Below are 18,747 nucleotides of genomic sequence, written 5' to 3'. Positions count from 1 at the left end.
CAGGCGATCGCACGGTGGCTGGTGGGGCTGGTGGTCGGTGTGCTGCTGGTGTCGCCGGGCTGGGCGCAGGGCGAGGGCTATCAGGGCGCGCCGATCACTCTGAACTTTCAGGATGTCGAGGTGCGCTCGGTGCTGTCGGTGTTGAGTGACTTCACCGGCCTCAATATCGTCGCCAGTGATAGCGTCGCTGGGCGGGTGACCCTGAACCTGGAAGCGGTGCCCTGGGACCAGGCGCTGGACATGGTGCTGGAGAGCCAGGGGCTCGATAGTCGTCGGCAGGGCGACATCCTGCTGGTGGCGCCGGCCTCGGAACTGGCCGAGCGTGACCGCCTCAAGCTCGAGGCGGCCTCGCGGCTGGACGAGCTTGAGCCCCTGGTGACCGAGCATATCGAAGTGCGGTATGCCAAGGCGGCGGAGCTCGCCGCCTTGCTGCGTGGCGAGAACGGTTTCGGGCTGTTGTCCGATCGCGGGCGCGTGGCCACCGATCCGCGCACCAATACCCTGCTGGTCCAGGACGTGGCCAGTCAGCTTGACGAGATTCGCTGGACCCTGGCGCGCCTGGATGTGCCGGTACGCCAGGTGCAGATTTCGGCGCGCATCGTGGTGGCCCGAGACAACACCGCCGAGGAGATTGGCGTCGACTGGGGGGCACGCAGCCGTCACGACAAGTTGCCTGTGGGGAGCGGGGACGGTGCCCTGTCCGGGGCGCTGGGTGAATCGGTACAGATCGGTGATGGGGTCTTCGGCAATCGAGGGGATGCCTACGGTGGCCTGGGGGTGGATCTGGGCGATGCCCTGGATCCGGGAAGCTCTTTCAAGTTCGGCTATCTGGCCGGGGATGTGCTGCTGGATCTGGAGTTGCATGCGCTGGAGAGCGAGGGCAAGAGCCAGACCATCTCCGAGCCGCGGGTGATTACCGCCAATCAGCACACCGCCCTGATCAAGCAGGGCAAGGAGATCCCCTGCCAGGAGTCCACCTCCAGCGGTGCCACCAACGTGGAGTTCAAGGAGGCGGTGCTGGCGCTTGAGGTCACCCCGCAGATTACCAGCGATGACCGCATCGTCATGGATCTGACCATCAACAATGACACCCTGGCCGAGCAGAGCTTCGACGGCGAGCCGGCCATCGATACCAACGAGATCCAGACCCAGGTGCTGGTCGAGGACGGCGAGACCGTGGTGCTGGGGGGGATTCTCACCACCCAGCAGCTGCATACGCTGTACAAGACGCCCTGGCTTGGCGATATCCCCTGGCTGGGAAAGCTGTTTCGCTATACCGAGGACGTCAACGATAAGGTAGAGTTGTTGGTATTCATCACTCCCCGGATACTCGACGACGGCCTGGCGACTCACTGATGCAGGAAGTACCCAACCTGATTCTGATAGGCCCCATGGGGGCGGGAAAGAGCACCATCGGCCGCCTGCTGGCGGCCGAATTGTCACGTCCGTTCTACGACAGTGACCACGAGATTCAGTCACGCTGTGGCGCGGATATCCCCTGGATATTCGATGTCGAGGGCGAGAGCGGCTTTCGTGACAGGGAAAGCGCCATGATCAGCGAGCTGGTGGACTACGATAAGGTAGTGATCGCCACTGGCGGCGGCGCGGTGCTGCGCGAAGAAAATCGCCAGCGTATCCGCGAGGGCGGTACCGTCATCTATCTGTTCACTACCGTGGAGCAGCAGTTGAAGCGCACCGCCAAGGATCGCAACCGGCCGCTTCTGCAGCGCGGCGATCGCGAGCAACTGCTGCGCGACATGTTCGCCCTGCGTGACCCGCTGTATCGCGCCACCGCGGACCTGGTGATCCGCACCGACCGCCGCGGGCCGCGCTCGGTGGTCAACGATATCGTTCGTCGCGTCCATCGCCTCCTCGACCCTCTCACCTGCAAGGCCTCATCATGAGCACACCCACGTCCGTGAATCCCTTGACCCTGACCGTCGCCCTGGGCGATCGCAGCTACCCCATCCATATCGGACCGGGGCTGGTCGATGACGGTGAGCGTCTGGCCTCCTATCTCAGTGGTCGCCAGGTGATGGTGGTGACCAACGACACCGTTGCCGCGCACTATCTCGAGCGGTTGACCTCGGCGCTGTCAGCGGCCGACGACCGCCTCAGGATAGAGACCCTGGTGCTGCCGGATGGTGAAGCCCACAAGAATGTCGATGGCGTCTCGCGCATCTGGGACGCCCTGCTGGAGGCCGGCTTCAACCGCAAGGCCACGCTGGTGGCGCTGGGCGGCGGGGTGATCGGCGATATGGTCGGCTTCGCCGCGGCGTCCTACCAGCGCGGCATCTCCTTTATCCAGGTGCCCACCACTCTGCTGTCCCAGGTGGATTCTTCGGTAGGGGGCAAGACCGGGGTCAATCATCCGCTGGGCAAGAACATGATTGGCGCCTTCTGGCAGCCCCGCGCAGTGCTGATCGATACCGCCACGCTCTCGACCCTGCCCGAGCGGGAGCTGTCCGCGGGTCTTGCCGAGGTGATCAAGTACGGACTGATCCATGACAGTGACTTTCTCGGCTGGCTGGAAGATGAGATGGCTGCGCTGCGTGACCTCGACGATGTTGTGCTCGCCAAGGCCATCGAACGTAGTTGCGCGATCAAGGCCGAGATCGTCGCCCTCGACGAGACCGAGCAGGACGTGCGGGCGCTTTTGAATCTGGGGCACACCTTCGGGCACGCCATCGAGGCCTACATGGGTTATGGCACCTGGCTGCACGGCGAGGCGGTGGGTGTGGGCATGCTGATGGCGGCGGACCTGTCGATGCGCCAGGGCTTTATCGAGCAGGCCGATGTGACGCGCACCCGTCGAGTGATCGAGCGGGCGGGTCTGCCGGTGGCGGCGCCCAGGGAAATGACGGTTGAGGATTTCGTGTCGCGCATGAAGCTCGACAAGAAAAATACCGATGACCGCATGCGCCTGGTGCTGATGCGCGCGCTTGGCGAGGCCTGCGTCTACGACCAGACCCCGCCGGCGCTGCTCGGCGAATGCATCGAGGCCTACCCGCGGGCCTGATGATGCCAGTCTCCAGCGTATCGACTGCGACGCCCGCCTTGCGCGGGCGTTGTCGTGTCTGGGGCACGCCGAGCGGCAAGGTTGGCTTTGGTTGGCACGGGTGGCTTTGGCGTGGAAAGGAACGGCAAGAGACGGGACAGGTATTGGCCGAACAGGGCTTCACGGAGTGCGGTACGAGGTGCTGTCGACGGCTTCGGGATGGGGGGAGAGGCGCCGCTCATGCGTGGATCTGTATGTCGTATGCCTGATCGGCATGGGGTGTCGACAGTTTTTGCGACTAAAGTCTAGTGGCGAAAGGCGTACAGCAAGACTTGCTGGAAACGGCTTCCAAGTCGTTGACCTGATAAGGTTTTTTTTCGAAGCCTTGGTGCAAGCATCAGATTTACGGTGTTTTTTTATGGGGCGTGCGCGGCGGGGAGATTGCGCGAGGGCGGGGGGCTGGCTATGCTGGGTACCCATTTTTCGTGCAGTTAGCGAAAGCCCTTAAGGGCTTAAAATCAAAAGAAAAACCGATAATAATATCGCGATTATGCTGTGACTACAACCCTTTCACCTGAGGCGCGCCCATGAACAGAGGTCTTCACCAGCCCGGCGAGTTCCGTGACAACTGCGGGTTTGGCCTGATCGCCCACATGGAAGGGCAGGCTAGCCATGAACTGCTCAGTACTGCCATCGAATCCCTGACCTGCATGACCCACCGTGGCGGTATCGCTGCCGACGGCAAGACCGGTGACGGCTGTGGCCTGCTGTTGAAGATGCCCGACGGCTTCATGCGCCACGCCGCCAAGGAAAGCCTGGGTATCGAACTGGGCGACAGCTATGCCGTGGGCGTGATCTTCCTGCCCGACGACGACCAGCGTGAGGAGCGCGCCCGCCAGGTGCTCGAGGCGAGCCTGACAGAGCGCGGTGTCAAGGTGCTCGGCTGGCGCGAGGTGCCGGTGGACCCCAGCGTGTGCGGCCCGATGGCGCTGGAGTGCCTGCCGCGTATCCGTCAACTGTTCGTCGAGCCCGGTGACGCCGAGGAAGCCTTTGACGTCTCGCTGTTCATGGCCCGCCGACTGGCCGAGCAGGCGCTGATCGATGAGCCGGACTTCTACGTCAGCTCGCTGTCCAGCGACGTCGTCTCCTACAAGGGACTGGTGATGCCGGTGGATCTGCCGGCCTTCTATCAGGATCTGGGTGACGAGCGCCTGGAAACCGCCATCTGCGTGTTCCACCAGCGTTTCTCCACCAACACCGCGCCGCGCTGGCCGCTGGCTCAGCCGTTCCGCCTGCTGGCCCACAACGGCGAGATCAACACCATCGAGGCCAACCGTGGCTGGGCCAACTCGCGCAAGGAGAACTTCGTCTCCGAGCGGCTGCCCGACATCGCCAGCCTCGACCAGATCGTCAATACCACCGGTTCCGACTCCTCGAGCATGGACAACATGCTCGAGGTGCTGCTGACCGGCGGCATGGAGCTGCATCGGGCGGTGCGCATGATGGTGCCGCCGGCCTGGCAGAACGTGGAGATCATGGACGGCGATCTGCGTGCCTTCTATGAGTACAACTCCATGCACGTGGAGCCCTGGGATGGCCCCGCCGGTGTGGTCATGACCGATGGCCGTCAGGCCCTGTGCATGCTCGACCGCAACGGCCTGCGCCCGGCGCGCTGGGTGATCACCCGCAACGGCTTCATCACCCTGGCTTCCGAGATCGGTACCTACGACTACAAGCCCGAGGACGTGGTGGCCAAGGGCCGTGTCGGCCCCGGTCAGGTCCTCGCCGTGGACACCGAGACCGGCGAAGTGCTGCACACCAGCGACATCGACGAGCGGCTGAAGTCGGCCTATCCCTACAAGCGCTGGCTCAAGCAGGAGGCTCAGTTCCTGGAGTCCGCGCTGACCGAGCTCGCCGCCTTCAAGAACATGGACGCTGACACCCTTCAGGTGCAGCAGAAGATGTTCCAGGTCAGCTTCGAGGAGCGTGACCAGGTGCTGCGTCCGCTGGGCGAGAGCGGCCAGGAAGCGGTGGGTTCCATGGGTGACGACACCCCCATGGCGGTGCTCTCCGGCAAGCACCGGATGCTGTCGGACTACTTCCGTCAGAAGTTCGCCCAGGTCACCAACCCGGCCATCGATCCGCTGCGCGAAGCCATCGTGATGTCGCTGGAGACCTGCATCGGTGCCGAGCGCAACGTGTTCAAGGCGACCCCGGAGCACGCCCACCGTATCGTGCTGACGACCCCGATCCTGTCGCCGCGCAAGTTCACCGCTCTGGTAGGCCAGGACGACCCGGCCTTTGCCAGCCAGCGTCTGTCGCTGGGCTATGACCCGGAGCAGACAGGGCTCAAGGCGGCGCTGCTCGATCTGTGTCGCGAGGCCGAGGCGGCGGTTCACGAGAACAAGGTGATCCTGGTGCTGTCCGACGCCGACCTGCCCCAGGGGCAGGTGCCGATCCATCCGGCGCTGGCGGTGGGCGCGATCCACAACGAACTCGGTCGCAAGGCCCTGCGCCCGCGGGTCAACCTGATCGTCGAGACCGGCTACGCCCGTGACGCCCACCAGATGGCGGTGCTGTTCGGGGTGGGCGCCACCGCGGTCTATCCGTGGCTGGCCTATCAGGTGATGGCCGACATGCATCGCACCGGCGAGCTGTCCGGCAATCCGGCGGACGCCCGCGAGAACTACCGCAAGGGCCTGCAGAAGGGGCTGTTCAAGATCCTGTCCAAGATGGGTATCTCGACCCTGGCCTCCTACCGTGGTTCGCAGCTGTTCGAGGCGGTGGGTCTGTCCTCCGAGGTGATGGATCTTTGCTTCACCGGCATGGCCTCGCGCATCGAGGGCACCGGCTTCAACGAGATCCAGCTGACTCAGGTGGCGCTGGCCAAGGACGCCTGGAAGCCGCGCAAGGGCATCTCCCAGGGCGGCCTGATGAAGTACGTCCATGGCCACGAGTACCACGCTTACAACCCCGATGTGGTCAAGGCGTTGCAGGAGGCGGTGCAGGAGGGCGACTACGCCAAGTGGAAGAAGTTTGCGCAGCTGGTCAATGATCGCGCGCCCGCCACCATCCGTGACCTGCTGAAGCTGAAGCCCGCCGCCGAGGCTTTGCCGCTCGAGGAAGTCGAACCGGTCGAGGACCTGCTGCCTCGCTTCGACAGCGCCGGTATGTCGCTGGGTGCGCTGTCGCCGGAGGCCCACGAGGCCCTGGCCCAGGCCATGAACGAGGCCGGTGGGCGCTCCAACTCCGGTGAGGGTGGTGAGGATCCGTCGCGTTACGGCACCATCAGAAGCTCCAAGATCAAGCAGATCGCCTCCGGGCGCTTCGGTGTCACCCCGGCCTACCTGGTCAACGCCGAGGTGCTGCAGATCAAGGTGGCCCAGGGCGCCAAGCCCGGCGAGGGCGGCCAGCTTCCCGGTGGCAAGGTCAACGAGTTGATCGCCCGGCTGCGTTATTCGGTGCCGGGGGTGACCCTGATCTCGCCGCCGCCGCACCACGACATCTACTCCATCGAGGATCTGGCCCAGCTGATCTTCGACCTCAAGCAGGTCAATCCCGACGCCCAGGTGTCGGTCAAGCTGGTCTCCGAACCCGGCATCGGCACCATCGCCACCGGCGTGGCCAAGGCCTACGCTGACCTGATCACGGTGTCCGGCTACGACGGCGGCACCGCGGCGAGCCCGCTGACCTCGATCAAGCACGCCGGTTCACCCTGGGAGCTGGGCCTGCCGGAGGTGCATCAGGCGCTGCGCATCAACGGTCTGCGCGACAAGATCCGGCTGCAGACTGACGGCGGCCTGAAGACCGGCCTGGACGTGATCAAGGCGGCGATTCTTGGCGCCGAGAGCTTCGGCTTCGGTACCGCACCGATGGTGGCGCTGGGCTGCAAGTACCTGCGTATCTGCCACCTCAACAACTGCGCCACCGGTGTCGCCACCCAGATGCAGTACCTGCGCGACGAGCACTTCCGTGGCACCGTCGACATGGTCAAGCACTACTTCCGCTTCATCGCCGAGGAAGTGCGCGAACTGATGGCGCTGGTGGGTGTGCGCAAGCTCACCGACCTGATCGGGCGCACCGACCTGCTCGAGGTGTTCGAGGGGCTGACGCCTTCGCAGCACAAGCTTGACCTGACGCCGTTGCTGGCCAACGACCATGTGCCGGCAGATGCCCCTCAGTATTGCCAGGTCAGCCGTAACGTGCCGCATGACCCGGGCGCCAAGAACCTCGAGGTGCTGGAGGCGCTCAAGGACGCCATCGAGTCCAAGGGCGGGGCCGACGTGTCCTTCACCATCACCAACTGTGATCGTTCGGTGGGTGCGCTGACTTCCGGCGCCATCGCCAAGCGTTACGGCGAGGCGGGTCTTGACGACGCGCCGGTGACCGCGCGCTTCACCGGTGTCGCCGGTCAGAGCTTCGGGGTGTGGAACGCCCGCGGACTCAATCTGTACCTGGAAGGTGACGCTAACGACTATGTCGGCAAGGGCATGAACGGTGGCAAGATCGTCATCACCCCGCCGAAGAGCAGTCAGTTCGAGAGCCACAAGACGGCGATCATCGGCAACACCTGCCTGTACGGCGCCACCGGCGGCAAGCTGTTTGCCGCGGGTACCGCCGGCGAGCGCTTCGGCGTGCGCAACTCCGGCGCCCACGCGGTCATCGAAGGCTCGGGCGATCACTGCTGCGAGTACATGACCGGCGGCATCGTCTGCGTGCTCGGCGAGACCGGCGTCAACTTCGGTGCGGGCATGACCGGCGGCTTCGCCTACGTGCTCGACGAAGATCGCTGCTTCGTCGACCGTTACAACCACGAACTGGTGGAGATCCATCGGGTCAACACCGAGGCCATGGAGGCCTATCGGAGACACCTCAGGGAAACCATCGAGGAGTATGTGGCCGAGACCGGGTCATTGCGCGGTCAGGCGATCCTCGAGGACTTCAGCGACTTCATCCGCCACTTCTGGCTGGTGAAGCCCAAGGCGGCGAGCCTGAATGGCCTCTTGGCCCAGTCCACGCGTCAGCCCGAATAACCCGACGGCGTCCCGAACAAGGCAGGAGAACATCATGGCAAACCGTTTGAACAACGACTTTCAGTTCATCGACGTCGGTCGTCAGGATCCGCAGAAGAAGGCGGCGCGCACCCGCGCCCGCCAGTTCGCCGAGATCTACGAGCCGTTCAAGCCCATGGAGGCGGCCAGCCAGGCGCATCGCTGCCTGCACTGCGGTAATCCCTACTGCGAGTGGAAGTGTCCGGTCCACAACTACATTCCCAACTGGCTGCAGCTGGTCAGCGAAGGCAACATCCTCGAGGCGGCGGAGATGTCGCATCGCACCAACTCGCTGCCCGAAGTGTGTGGCCGGGTGTGCCCCCAGGACCGCCTGTGCGAGGGTGACTGCACCCTCAATGACGGCTTTGGCGCGGTGACCATCGGTTCGGTGGAGAAGTACATCACCGACACCGCCTTCGCCATGGGCTGGCGCCCGGACATGAGCCAGGTGACCTGGACCGACAGGAAGGTCGCGATCATCGGCGCAGGCCCCGCTGGTCTCGGCTGCGCCGACATCCTGGTGCGCAACGGCGTCAAGCCGGTGGTCTTCGACAAGTACGCCGAGATCGGCGGCCTGCTGACCTTCGGCATTCCTGAGTTCAAGCTCGAGAAGACGGTAATGGAACGTCGTCGTGCGGTGTTCGAGGAGATGGGCGTGGAGTTCCGCCTCAACGTCGAGGTGGGCAAGGACGTCGCCTTCGAGGACCTGTTGGCGAAGTACGACGCCGTGTTCCTCGGCATGGGCACCTATACCTATATGGAAGGTGGCTTCCCCGGCGAGGACCTGCCCGGGGTGCACAAGGCGCTCGACTACCTGATCGCCAACGTCAACCACCGCCTCGGCTTCGAGAAGAATCCCGAGGACTTCGTCTCGCTGGAAGGTCAGCGTGTAGTGGTGCTGGGCGGTGGCGATACCGCCATGGACTGCAACCGTACCGCCATTCGCCAGGGCGCCCGTGAGGTGACCTGCGCCTACCGCCGTGACGAAGAGAACATGCCGGGCTCCCGGCGTGAGGTGGCCAACGCCCGTGAGGAGGGCGTGGACTTCCTGTTCAATCGTCAGCCGGTGGCGGTGGTCGGTGAAGAGCGGGTCGAAGGCGTCAAGGTGGTGCGGACCCGCCTGGGTGAAGCCGACGAGAACGGCCGTCGCCGTCCCGAGGTAGTGCCGGGCTCCGAGGAGATCATCCCCGCCGACGCCGTGGTCATCGCCTTCGGCTTCCAGCCGAGCCCGGCGCCCTGGTTCGAGTCGGTGGGCATCGAGGTCGACGAGCGTGGCCGGGTCAAGGCGCCTGAGCATGGCAGCTTCGCCTTCCAGACCACCAACGAGAAGATCTTTGCCGGTGGCGACATGGTGCGCGGCTCCGATCTGGTGGTGACTGCGGTCTATGAAGGTCGCCAGGCCGGCGAGGGCATCCTCGACTACCTCGACATCTGAGGCTCTGCCGAGCCCCGTCACCCGTTGTGAGAACCATGGCGGAGGGGCGGGGCGGTTTCTCCAGGATGACTTCCTGTTGTGCAAATTGAGCCGTTAGTCGATATCTGCTAGTCTGTCGTCCCATCCTGGCGCGGCTTCCTGCCGGGCCTACCGATCACGTTTCGACAGGTTCTCCATGACACGATATATCTTCGTGACCGGCGGCGTTGTGTCCTCTCTTGGCAAGGGCATTGCGTCGGCCTCGCTGGCGGCGATTCTCGAGGCTCGCGGCCTCAAGGTCACCATGCTCAAGCTCGACCCGTACATCAACGTGGATCCGGGCACCATGAGTCCCTTCCAGCACGGCGAGGTGTTCGTCACCGAGGATGGCGCCGAGACCGACCTGGACCTGGGCCACTATGAGCGCTTCATCCGCACCAAGATGACCCAGTCCAACAACTTCACCACTGGCCGGGTCTACGAGCACGTGCTGCGCAAGGAGCGTCGTGGCGACTACCTGGGCGGCACGGTACAGGTCATCCCGCACATCACCGACGAGATCAAGCGTCGTGTCTACGAAGGTGGCGAGGGCTTCGACGTGGCACTGGTGGAGATCGGTGGCACCGTGGGTGACATCGAGTCGCTGCCGTTCCTCGAGTCCATCCGTCAGATTCGCAGCGAGAAGGGCGCCAGCAACGCCATCTTCATGCACCTGACGCTGGTGCCCTACATCCAGACCGCCGGCGAGACCAAGACCAAGCCGACTCAGCACTCGGTCAAGGAGCTGCGCTCCATCGGTATCCAGCCGGATATCCTGATCTGCCGCAGCGAGGTCGAGCTGGAAGAGACCGAGCGTCGCAAGATCGCGCTGTTCACCAACGTGGAAGAACGCGCGGTGGTACCGCTGCAGGACGCCGATACCATCTATCGGATTCCGCTGATGCTGCACGAGCATGGGCTCGATGACATCGTCTGCGACAAGCTGCGCCTCGAGGCCGACGAGGCCGACCTCAGCGAGTGGGTCAAGGTGCTCGACGCCAAGCTCAACCCGCTCAAGTCGGTGAACATCGCCATGGTCGGCAAGTACATGGAGCTCCTGGACGCCTACAAGTCGCTGAACGAGGCGCTGATCCACGCCGGCATCCAGACCCGCGTGAAGGTCAACGTCGACTACATCGACTCCGAGGACATCGAGCGTCACGGCACCGACCGGCTGGCCGGCAAGGACGCCATCCTGGTGCCCGGCGGCTTCGGTGAGCGCGGTGTGGAAGGCAAGATTGCCACCGCGCGTTTCGCCCGCGAGAACGACATTCCCTACCTGGGCATCTGTCTGGGCATGCAGGTGGCGGTGATCGAGTACGCGCGCCATGTGGCCGGCTGGAACGATGCCGACTCCACCGAGTTCACCCACGACACCCAGCACCCGGTGGTGGGCCTGATCACCGAATGGCTCAACCCCGAAGGCAAGATCGAGGTGCGTGACGAGGCCTCCGATCTGGGCGGCACCATGCGTCTGGGTGGCCAGGAGTGCCGTCTGGCCAAGGGGTCCAAGGCCCGCGAGGCCTACGGTGACGACATCATCGTCGAGCGTCATCGTCATCGCTTCGAGGTCAACAACCAGTTCATCGAGGACCTGGAAAAGGCAGGCCTGGTGGTCTCCGGACGCAGCGTCGACAACTCCCTGGTGGAAATGGTCGAGCTGCCGGACCACCCTTGGTACGTGGCCTGTCAGTTCCACCCGGAGTTCACCTCGACGCCGCGTGATGGCCACCCGCTGTTCACCGGCTTCGTCAACGCGGCCCTGGGTCACAAGGCCAAGCGCACCCGCGCCCAGTCCGCGCATCAGGAGTGATCGCCATGTCAGACGCCCAGCGTACCATCGAATTTGCCGGCCTGAGGGCCGGCAATTCATTGCCTCTGGTGCTGTTTGCAGGGATGAACGTGCTCGAATCTCGTGAGCTGGCCCTCGAGGTCGCCGAGGCTTACGTCGAGGTGACCGGCAAGCTCGACATCCCCTATGTGTTCAAGGCCAGCTTCGACAAGGCCAACCGCAGCTCGGTGCATTCTTACCGCGGTCCCGGCCTGGACAAGGGGCTCGCGATCCTCGATGAGGTCAAGTCGCGCTTCGGGGTGCCGGTGATCACCGATGTCCACGAACCGCACCAGGCGGCACCGGCGGCCGAGGTGGCCGATGTCATCCAGCTGCCGGCGTTTCTGGCTCGCCAGACCGACCTGGTGGTGGCGATGGCCGAGACCGGTGCGGTGGTCAACATCAAGAAACCGCAGTTCCTGGCCCCCCACGAGATGCGCCACATCATCACCAAGTTCCAGGAAGCCGGCAACGAGCGGCTGCTGCTGTGCGAGCGCGGCTCGAGCTTCGGCTACAACAACTTGGTGGTGGACATGCTCGGCTTCGGCGAGATGAAGGACACCGGCTTCCCGCTGCTGTTCGACGTGACCCACTCGCTGCAGCGCCCGGGCGGGCGCAGTGACAGCGCCGATGGCCGCCGCGCCCAGGTGCTGGACCTGGCCAGGGCCGGGGTGGCGGTGGGCATCGCCGGGTTGTTCCTGGAAGCCCATCCCGATCCCGATTCAGCAAAATGCGACGGCCCCTGTGCACTCCCGCTTGATAAGCTCGAGCCTTTCCTGTCGCAGATCAAGGCGCTGGATGACGTAGTAAAAAAACTACCGTCGATCGAGATACGCTGACGCTACCTCCGTTGGATCGTGTGTTCTGGCCCTGGGGCCTATGGTGTCACCCGGGCGGATCGACAACGCTGACACGAGTTTTTCACCCACAAGGATCCTCAAGATGACCAAGATCGTCGATATTCGTGCCCTCGAGGTGCTGGACTCTCGCGGCAACCCCACCGTGCAGGCGGAAGTCCGCCTGGAAAGCGGCGCGATCGGTGTCGCCTGCGCACCGAGCGGCGCCTCCACCGGCTCTCGCGAGGCGCTGGAGCTGCGTGATGGTGACAAGAGCCGCTACCTCGGCAAGGGCGTGCTGAAGGCGGTGGACGCGGCCAACGGCAAGATCCGTGAGCGTCTGCTGGGTATGGACGCACGCGATCAGCGCGGGCTGGATGATGCCATGCTCGAGCTCGACGGCACCGACAACAAGGAAAACCTGGGCGCCAATGCCATCCTGGCGGTCTCCCTGGCCGCGGCCAAGGCCGCCGCCAACGCCAAGGGCGTGCCGCTCTACGCGCACATCGCCGAGCTCTACGGCCAGCCGGGCAAGTACCTGATGCCGGTGCCGATGATGAACATCCTCAACGGGGGCGAGCACGCCGACAACAACGTCGACATCCAGGAGTTCATGGTCCAGCCGGTCGGCGCGGCGAGCTTCCGCGAAGGGCTGCGCGTCGGCGCCGAGATCTTCCATGCGCTGAAGAAGGTGCTGTCAGCGCGTGGTCTGGCCACCGCCGTCGGTGACGAGGGCGGCTTCGCCCCCAACCTGGCCTCCAACGCCGAGGCGCTGGCGGTCATCAAGCAGGCCGTCGAAGACGCCGGTTACGTGCTGGGCAAGGACGTCACCCTGGCGCTGGACTGCGCCGCCAGCGAGTTCTACAAGGACGGGCAGTACCTGCTGGCCGGCGAGGACAAGAGCTTCGACGCCGAGGGGTTCGGTGACTACCTGGTGGGCCTCAGCGACGAGTACCCGATCGTGTCCATCGAGGATGGTCTGGACGAGTCCGACTGGGACGGCTGGAAGTCGCTGACCGCCAAGCTCGGCGATCGCGTGCAGCTGGTGGGTGACGATCTGTTCGTGACCAACACCCGTATCCTCAAGCGCGGCATCGACGAGTCCATCGGCAACTCCATCCTGATCAAGTTCAATCAGATCGGTTCCCTGTCCGAGACCCTCGATGCCATTCGCATGGCTCAGGACGCCGGCTTCACTGCGGTCATCTCCCACCGCAGCGGTGAGACCGAGGACACCACCATCGCCGACCTGGCCGTGGGCACCTGTGCCGGTCAGATCAAGACCGGCTCTCTGTGCCGCAGTGATCGTGTGGCCAAGTACAACCGTCTGCTGGTCATCGAGCAGGAGCTGGGTGAGCGTGCGAGCTATCCGGGCCGCTCCGCCATCAAGGGGCAGGCGTAGGCCCTTGGCAAGGCACCGATGGTGCTAGTGTCGACGCGTTTTGTAAGAGATTGACTACAGTTCTTGTAAGACATTGACTATTTTGGCGCCGAAAAGGCTCGCAACCGTGTTGCGGGCCTTTTTTATCGCCTTGATTTTTCGATGTTTTTTCCGCAAGGCCCTCTCGGTCTGCGTCATGGGTGAGAAAAGTAGGGTGCTTGTGATGACCCCAGAAACTGACAGAATGGCCACACGAATCGAGAGGTCAGGCTTCGCGGCGGCAAGTCGCCCGTCTGTCCCACGGAAACTTCATTGTTTCGGCATCGTTTCCGCAAGGAGGTGGAGTCGACGTCGGCAGTGAAGGGGCATGGATGTCCTCGGTGGTTGACACCCGGATGGGCCGGACTTGCCACTCTTCGGTTCAGGTAGGTGTTTTCGGGATGCGTTCAGGAGTCAAGAGCGCGCCTGGTGCGACAGGAAGTCGCTTCTGGGCACGGAGGGCGCTCAGGGAGTAGGGCGGAGGGAGCCGCCCAAGGAAACGCTTGGAGCGGGCGGCCTACGGGCCGCCTTTTTTTATGCCTGCCTGTCGGGCACCTGCTTCGAGAGGCCATTGCGCCACGTCCTTCCTGCGCCGATGTCGGGCAGAAATCCGCGCCGGTCGCTGCTTGTCCGGGGGCGAGTGGGCCGGACACCCTCCTTCAAGATTTGCTTTACACAAACGCGACAGCCGCCCGGATAAGGCGGCTGTCGCGTTTGTTCAGGTACTGCCTGGCGGCTAAGCTCAGCGCTCGAGCTTTTCCAGCTTGCCCGGCTTGCCGTCCCACTGCTCGGCGTCTTCCGGCGGATCCTTCTTCTCGGTGATGTTGGGCCACACCTCCGCCAGCTCGGTATTGATCTCCAGGAACTGTTCCTGGCCCTCGGGCAGTTCATCCTCCGAGTAGATCGCCTCAGCCGGGCATTCCGGCTCGCACAGGGCGCAGTCGATGCATTCGTCGGGGTGAATCACCAGGAAATTGGGGCCTTCGTAGAAGCAGTCCACCGGGCAGACCTCGACACAGTCGGTGTACTTGCACTTGATGCAGTTTTCGGTGACGACGAATGTCATGCCAGTCTCCCTTCCTCGGGCCAGCGCCTTGCCGGCCTCTCTGTACAGTGGTGGCTTTCGCCCGGGTCGTTGGTGACGTGCGTGCGGCGTGGCGCCCATGCAGGCCATGCAACCTTCGCGTCCGGCGTAACATGCCGGCGCGTCTTAAGCCTTAATGTTATATAGAAATGGCTTTTTATAATCTACGGTCCTTGGGTGCCACATTCTAGTCCTCGCGCCGCTATCGGGCAAGAGTATGCCTCACAAGGGCCTCACAGTGCCGACTTCCAGCGGTACAGCAGTTCCAGTGCCTGGCGTGGACTGAGGTCGTCGACCGCCAGGCCGCCGAGTTCTTCCACCAGAGGGTGGGGGGCGCTGGCGAACAGGTCCGCCTGCTGGGGGGCGGACTGGTGGTGTCGGCTTCCGCCATCCGGATCAGCGCTCCTGCGGCCATGATCGATCTCCTGCTGCTCCAGGGCGGCAAGCTTGGTCCGTGCCTCGGCGATGACGGTCTGGGGCACACCGGCCAACTGGGCCACCTGCAGGCCATAGCTCTGGCTCGCGGGGCCGTCCTCGACCCGGTGCATGAAGACGATGCCATCATTGTGTTCGGCGGCGGTCAGGTGGACGTTGGTCACCGCCGGCGCCTCTGTGGCCAGCGCCGTCATCTCGAAGTAGTGGGTGGCGAACAGGGTAAAGGCGCGGGTACGGGTCAGGTGTTCGGCGCTGGCCCAGGCCAGTGACAGGCCGTCGAAGGTGCTGGTGCCCCGGCCGATCTCGTCCATCAGCACCAGGCTGTGGTCGGTGGCGTTGTGCAGGATATTGGCGGTTTCGGTCATCTCCACCATGAAGGTGGAGCGCCCGCCGGCCAGGTCATCGCTGGAGCCGATGCGGGTGAAGATGCGATCCACCGGGCCGATGGTGGCGCTGTCGGCGGGCACAAAGCTGCCGCTGTGGGCGAGCAGGGTGATCAGGGCTGCCTGGCGCATGTAGGTCGACTTGCCGCCCATGTTGGGGCCGGTGATCACCAGCATGCGGCGATCGTCGTCCATGCGCAGGTCGTTGGGCACGAAGGGGCCGTCGCTGACCTGTTCGACCACCGGATGGCGACCACCGCGGATATCGAAGCCTGGGGTCTCTGACAGCGTCGGGCGGACGAAGTCCAGCGCCCGGGCACGCTCCGCCAGGGTGCACAGTACGTCGAGTGCGGCCAGCGCCCTGGCCGTCGCCTGGAGCCTGGCAAGTTCGGCGTTGAGACTGTCGAGCAGGCCGTCGTACAGCAGTTTTTCCCTGGCCAGGGCGCGGGACTTGGCCGACAGCGCCTTGTCCTCGAATTCCTTGAGCTCCGGGATGATGAAGCGTTCGGCGTTCTTCAGCGTCTGGCGGCGAATATAGTCGGCCGGGGCCTCCTTGGCCTGGGCACGGGGGATCTCGATGTAGTAGCCGTGAACCCTGTTGTAGCCGACCTTGAGCCCGGCAAGCCCGGTGCGCGAGCGTTCGCGGGTCTCGAGCTTCACCAGGTAGTCGCCGGCGTGTTCGGCCAGGCCCCGGTGCTCGTCGAGCTCGTCGTCGAAGCCTTCGGCGATGACGCCGCCGTCGCGGATCACCACGGGGGGATTGTCGACCAGGGCTCGGGTCAGCAGTTCGGCCAGCTCCGGGAAGGGGCGAATGTGCTGACGCAGGCCGTCGAGCGTGGTGCCGTCGGCGTAGCCGGCAAGGCTCGCCTCGAGTGCCGGAAGGGCATTGAGGGCGTCACGCAGCCGTGCCAGGTCCCGCGGGCGGGCACTGTTGAGGGCCACCCGGGCCAGAATGCGTTCGACGTCACCGATCGCCTTGAGGTCGTCGCGCAGCGGCTCATGGCCGTCATGGTCGAGCAGCAGGCTGATGGCCGCCTGGCGCCCCATGACCTGCTCGCGATCACGCAGCGGTCGATTGAGCCAGCGCTTGAGCAGGCGTGAGCCCATGGCGGTGGTGGTGGTGTCGAGCACGCTGGCCAGGGTGTTGTCGCCGCCCCCGCCAAGGTTGGTGTCGATCTCCAGGTTGCGCCGGCTGGCAGCGTCGATGACCACGGAGTCGTCGCGACTCTCGACGCCGATGGCGGTGACATGGGGCAGGGCGCTGCGCTGGGTGTCTCTGGCGTAGTCCACCAGTACCCCGGCGGCGATGATCGCCGCGTGCAGGTGGGCGCAGCCGAACCCCTTGAGGTCCTGCACGCCGAACTGGTCACACAGCACCCGATGGGCGCTCTCGTGGTCGAACAGCCAGTCGCTCTGACGACGCAGGCCGCGGCGTTCGCCAAGCGCCGGCGGCAGCTCGGTACTTTCCGGTACCAGCAGCTCCGCCGGGTCCAGGCGGGTCAGCTCCGACAGCATCTCTGCCTCGCTTTCCACCTCGAGCACGCTGAAGCGGCCGCTGGAGACCTCGAGCCAGGCCAGGCCGATGCGCTCCCCTTGGGGCGCGATCGCCACCAGCAGGTTATCGCGGCGGGCGTCGAGCAGGGCTTCGTCGTGGAGGGTGCCGGGCGTGACGATACGCACCACCTTGCGCTCCACCGGTCCCTTGGAGGTGGCCGGGTCGCCGATCTGTTCACAGATCGCCACCGACTCGCCGGCGCTGACCAGGCGTGCCAGGTAGCCCTCGGCGCTGTGGTAGGGAATGCCGGCCATGGGAATCGGCTTGCCGGCGGACTGCCCGCGCTGGGTCAGGGTGATGTCGAGGGCCGCGGCGGCGCGCTTGGCGTCCTCGTAGAACAGCTCGTAGAAGTCCCCCATGCGGTAGAACAGCAGCACCTCGGGGTGCTCGCGCTTGATCCGCAGGTACTGGGTCATCATCGGCGTATGGCTGGGGGCGCTGGGCTTGGCCATGTCGTTCATGGGATCTCGAAGCGATGTTGATGAGTCGTCGGCGGCGGGCCGGCATCGCGAGGGACGCTGGCGAAAGGCGTCAAGGATAGCATGGGCGCAGGGCGCGCCTGTACCGCTGTGCCGAGATCCGTCTCGGGCTTTCTTCCCGGGGGCCAGGCGTGTCAGCATGATGTATCCACGATGCAGCATTTGTGGGGCCAGAGGGTGTCCGTCTACCCTTGTGGGTGATCGGTCGACGCCTTTTCTGGTGAGTGCGGAGCGATTTTCAAGGAACTCTCTTCCCTTGCGGGACTCTCTCAAGGAGTCGCCTACAAGGAACTGTCTTTACGGACTATTCAAAGGAGCTGTCATATGGACGTTGTACGCATTATTCTCGCGATCCTGCTGCCCCCGCTGGGCGTCTTCCTGCAGGTGGGCTTTGGTCTGCACTTCTGGCTCAATATCCTGCTGACCCTGCTGGGCTATATTCCCGGTATCGTTCACGCCATCTGGATCATTGCCAAGCGCTGAACCTGCCTGGATGACGGGTATCACTGTCGCGGCGACCTCGGTCGCCGCGATGCGTTGGTGGGCGCTGTACCTGTCGGCTTGTTGTTGCGGTTGTCGTGGCAAGACGTTTCCGAGGCAACGACGAGCCTGTCATTGTTGTCGTGATGTCGTATCGTGACACCCTGTTTTCACCACAAGAGACGGGCCTGCGATGACAAATGCAAACGATCGTGTTCGTCGCCTGGCGATTCGGCTGGGTGAGTTGTGTGTCGAGCGTGGGGTCTCGGTGACCGCCGCCGAGTCCTGTACCGGTGGCGGCGTGGCCGCTGCCATTACCGATATCGCCGGCAGTTCACGCTACTTCGAGACCGGCTACGTGACCTACTCCAACGCCGCCAAGCAGCGGCTGCTGGGGGTGCCCGGCGAGACCCTGGACGCCCATGGCGCCGTCAGTCAGCCGGTGGTGGAGGCGATGGTAGAGGGTGCTTGTCGCGACAGTGGTGCCCGACTTGGCGTCTCGGTCAGTGGCGTCGCCGGTCCGGATGGCGGCAGCGCTGAAAAGCCTGTCGGTACGGTGTGGTTTGCCTTCGCCGTCGACGGGCGGCTCGAGGCCGATCGCCAGCGCTTTGCCGGCGGTCGCGATGAGGTTCGCCAGGCCGCCGTGGTCCATGCGCTCGAAGGCCTGATCAGGCGGCTCGAGAGCCTGACCTGAGCCCAGCCGGCGGTGCCCTTGAGGTGGCCGTGGGCGTAGCGCCCAGCG

Annotated in this window: 11 protein-coding genes and 1 pseudogene; 10 read left to right on the top strand and 2 right to left on the bottom strand. The window is 64.5% G+C overall.

Going from position 1 to position 18,747, the window contains the following annotated elements; all coding sequences use genetic code 11:
* Positions 1 to 66: 66 nt before the first annotated feature.
* From NFH98_RS16655 to eno, 8 genes and pseudogenes are all read left to right on the top strand, one after another.
* Positions 67 to 1,356: pseudogene (locus tag NFH98_RS16655) on the top strand (type IV pilus secretin PilQ); the annotation flags it as partial.
* Positions 1,356 to 1,904: a shikimate kinase AroK gene (aroK, locus tag NFH98_RS16650; protein WP_045991139.1), complete on the top strand. Its 549-nt coding sequence runs from the start codon at positions 1,356 to 1,358 to the stop codon at positions 1,902 to 1,904. The pseudogene NFH98_RS16655 and the gene aroK, both read left to right, overlap by 1 nt.
* Positions 1,901 to 3,019: a 3-dehydroquinate synthase gene (aroB, locus tag NFH98_RS16645; RefSeq protein WP_045991138.1), complete on the top strand. Its 1,119-nt coding sequence runs from the start codon at positions 1,901 to 1,903 to the stop codon at positions 3,017 to 3,019. Before aroK ends, aroB begins: the two co-directional genes overlap by 4 nt.
* Positions 3,020 to 3,585: 566 nt before the next feature.
* Positions 3,586 to 8,031, top strand: coding sequence for a glutamate synthase large subunit (gltB, locus tag NFH98_RS16640; RefSeq protein ID WP_222516049.1), 4,446 nt, complete (start codon positions 3,586 to 3,588; stop codon positions 8,029 to 8,031).
* A gap of 34 nt (positions 8,032 to 8,065) precedes the next feature.
* Positions 8,066 to 9,484 (top strand): glutamate synthase small subunit GltD family protein, encoded by a 1,419-nt coding sequence (locus NFH98_RS16635; RefSeq protein ID WP_045991136.1) that lies wholly within the window; start codon positions 8,066 to 8,068, stop codon positions 9,482 to 9,484.
* A gap of 175 nt (positions 9,485 to 9,659) precedes the next feature.
* Complete coding sequence (pyrG, locus tag NFH98_RS16630) at positions 9,660 to 11,315, top strand: CTP synthase (RefSeq protein ID WP_045991135.1); 1,656 nt, start codon at positions 9,660 to 9,662, stop codon at positions 11,313 to 11,315.
* Positions 11,316 to 11,320: 5 nt separating this feature from the next.
* Positions 11,321 to 12,172 carry a 3-deoxy-8-phosphooctulonate synthase gene (kdsA, locus tag NFH98_RS16625; protein WP_108449773.1) on the top strand — a complete coding sequence of 284 codons (852 nt, stop codon included), beginning with the start codon at positions 11,321 to 11,323 and terminating at the stop codon, positions 12,170 to 12,172.
* A 103-nt stretch (positions 12,173 to 12,275) separates the two neighbouring features.
* Positions 12,276 to 13,571: a phosphopyruvate hydratase gene (gene eno, locus NFH98_RS16620; RefSeq protein ID WP_349622958.1), complete on the top strand. Its 1,296-nt coding sequence runs from the start codon at positions 12,276 to 12,278 to the stop codon at positions 13,569 to 13,571.
* Positions 13,572 to 14,331: 760 nt separating this feature from the next.
* Here the strand turns inward: eno and fdxA are convergent.
* Together fdxA and mutS are read right to left on the bottom strand one after the other, a co-directional pair.
* Positions 14,332 to 14,655: a ferredoxin FdxA gene (gene fdxA, locus NFH98_RS16615; RefSeq protein WP_045991132.1), complete on the bottom strand. Its 324-nt coding sequence runs from the start codon at positions 14,653 to 14,655 to the stop codon at positions 14,332 to 14,334.
* Positions 14,656 to 14,906: 251 nt separating this feature from the next.
* On the bottom strand, positions 14,907 to 17,507 hold the full coding sequence (gene mutS, locus NFH98_RS16610; protein WP_502878754.1) for a DNA mismatch repair protein MutS: 2,601 nt from the start codon (positions 17,505 to 17,507) through the stop codon (positions 14,907 to 14,909).
* A gap of 342 nt (positions 17,508 to 17,849) precedes the next feature.
* Here mutS and NFH98_RS16605 point away from each other — a divergent pair, with 342 nt between their 5' ends.
* Positions 17,850 to 18,008: a YqaE/Pmp3 family membrane protein gene (locus NFH98_RS16605; protein WP_045991131.1), complete on the top strand. Its 159-nt coding sequence runs from the start codon at positions 17,850 to 17,852 to the stop codon at positions 18,006 to 18,008.
* 190 nt (positions 18,009 to 18,198) lie between these two features.
* Positions 18,199 to 18,699 carry a CinA family protein gene (locus NFH98_RS16600; protein WP_108132317.1) on the top strand — a complete coding sequence of 167 codons (501 nt, stop codon included), beginning with the start codon at positions 18,199 to 18,201 and terminating at the stop codon, positions 18,697 to 18,699.
* The last annotated feature ends 48 nt before the right edge of the window (positions 18,700 to 18,747 follow it).

Origin of the sequence: Halomonas sp. H33-56 (assembly GCF_040147035.1) — a bacterium.
GTDB lineage: Bacteria > Pseudomonadota > Gammaproteobacteria > Pseudomonadales > Halomonadaceae > Halomonas > Halomonas litopenaei.
Note: the sequence above shows the minus strand (reverse complement) of the source record. Positions and strands in the feature narration are given on the sequence as shown.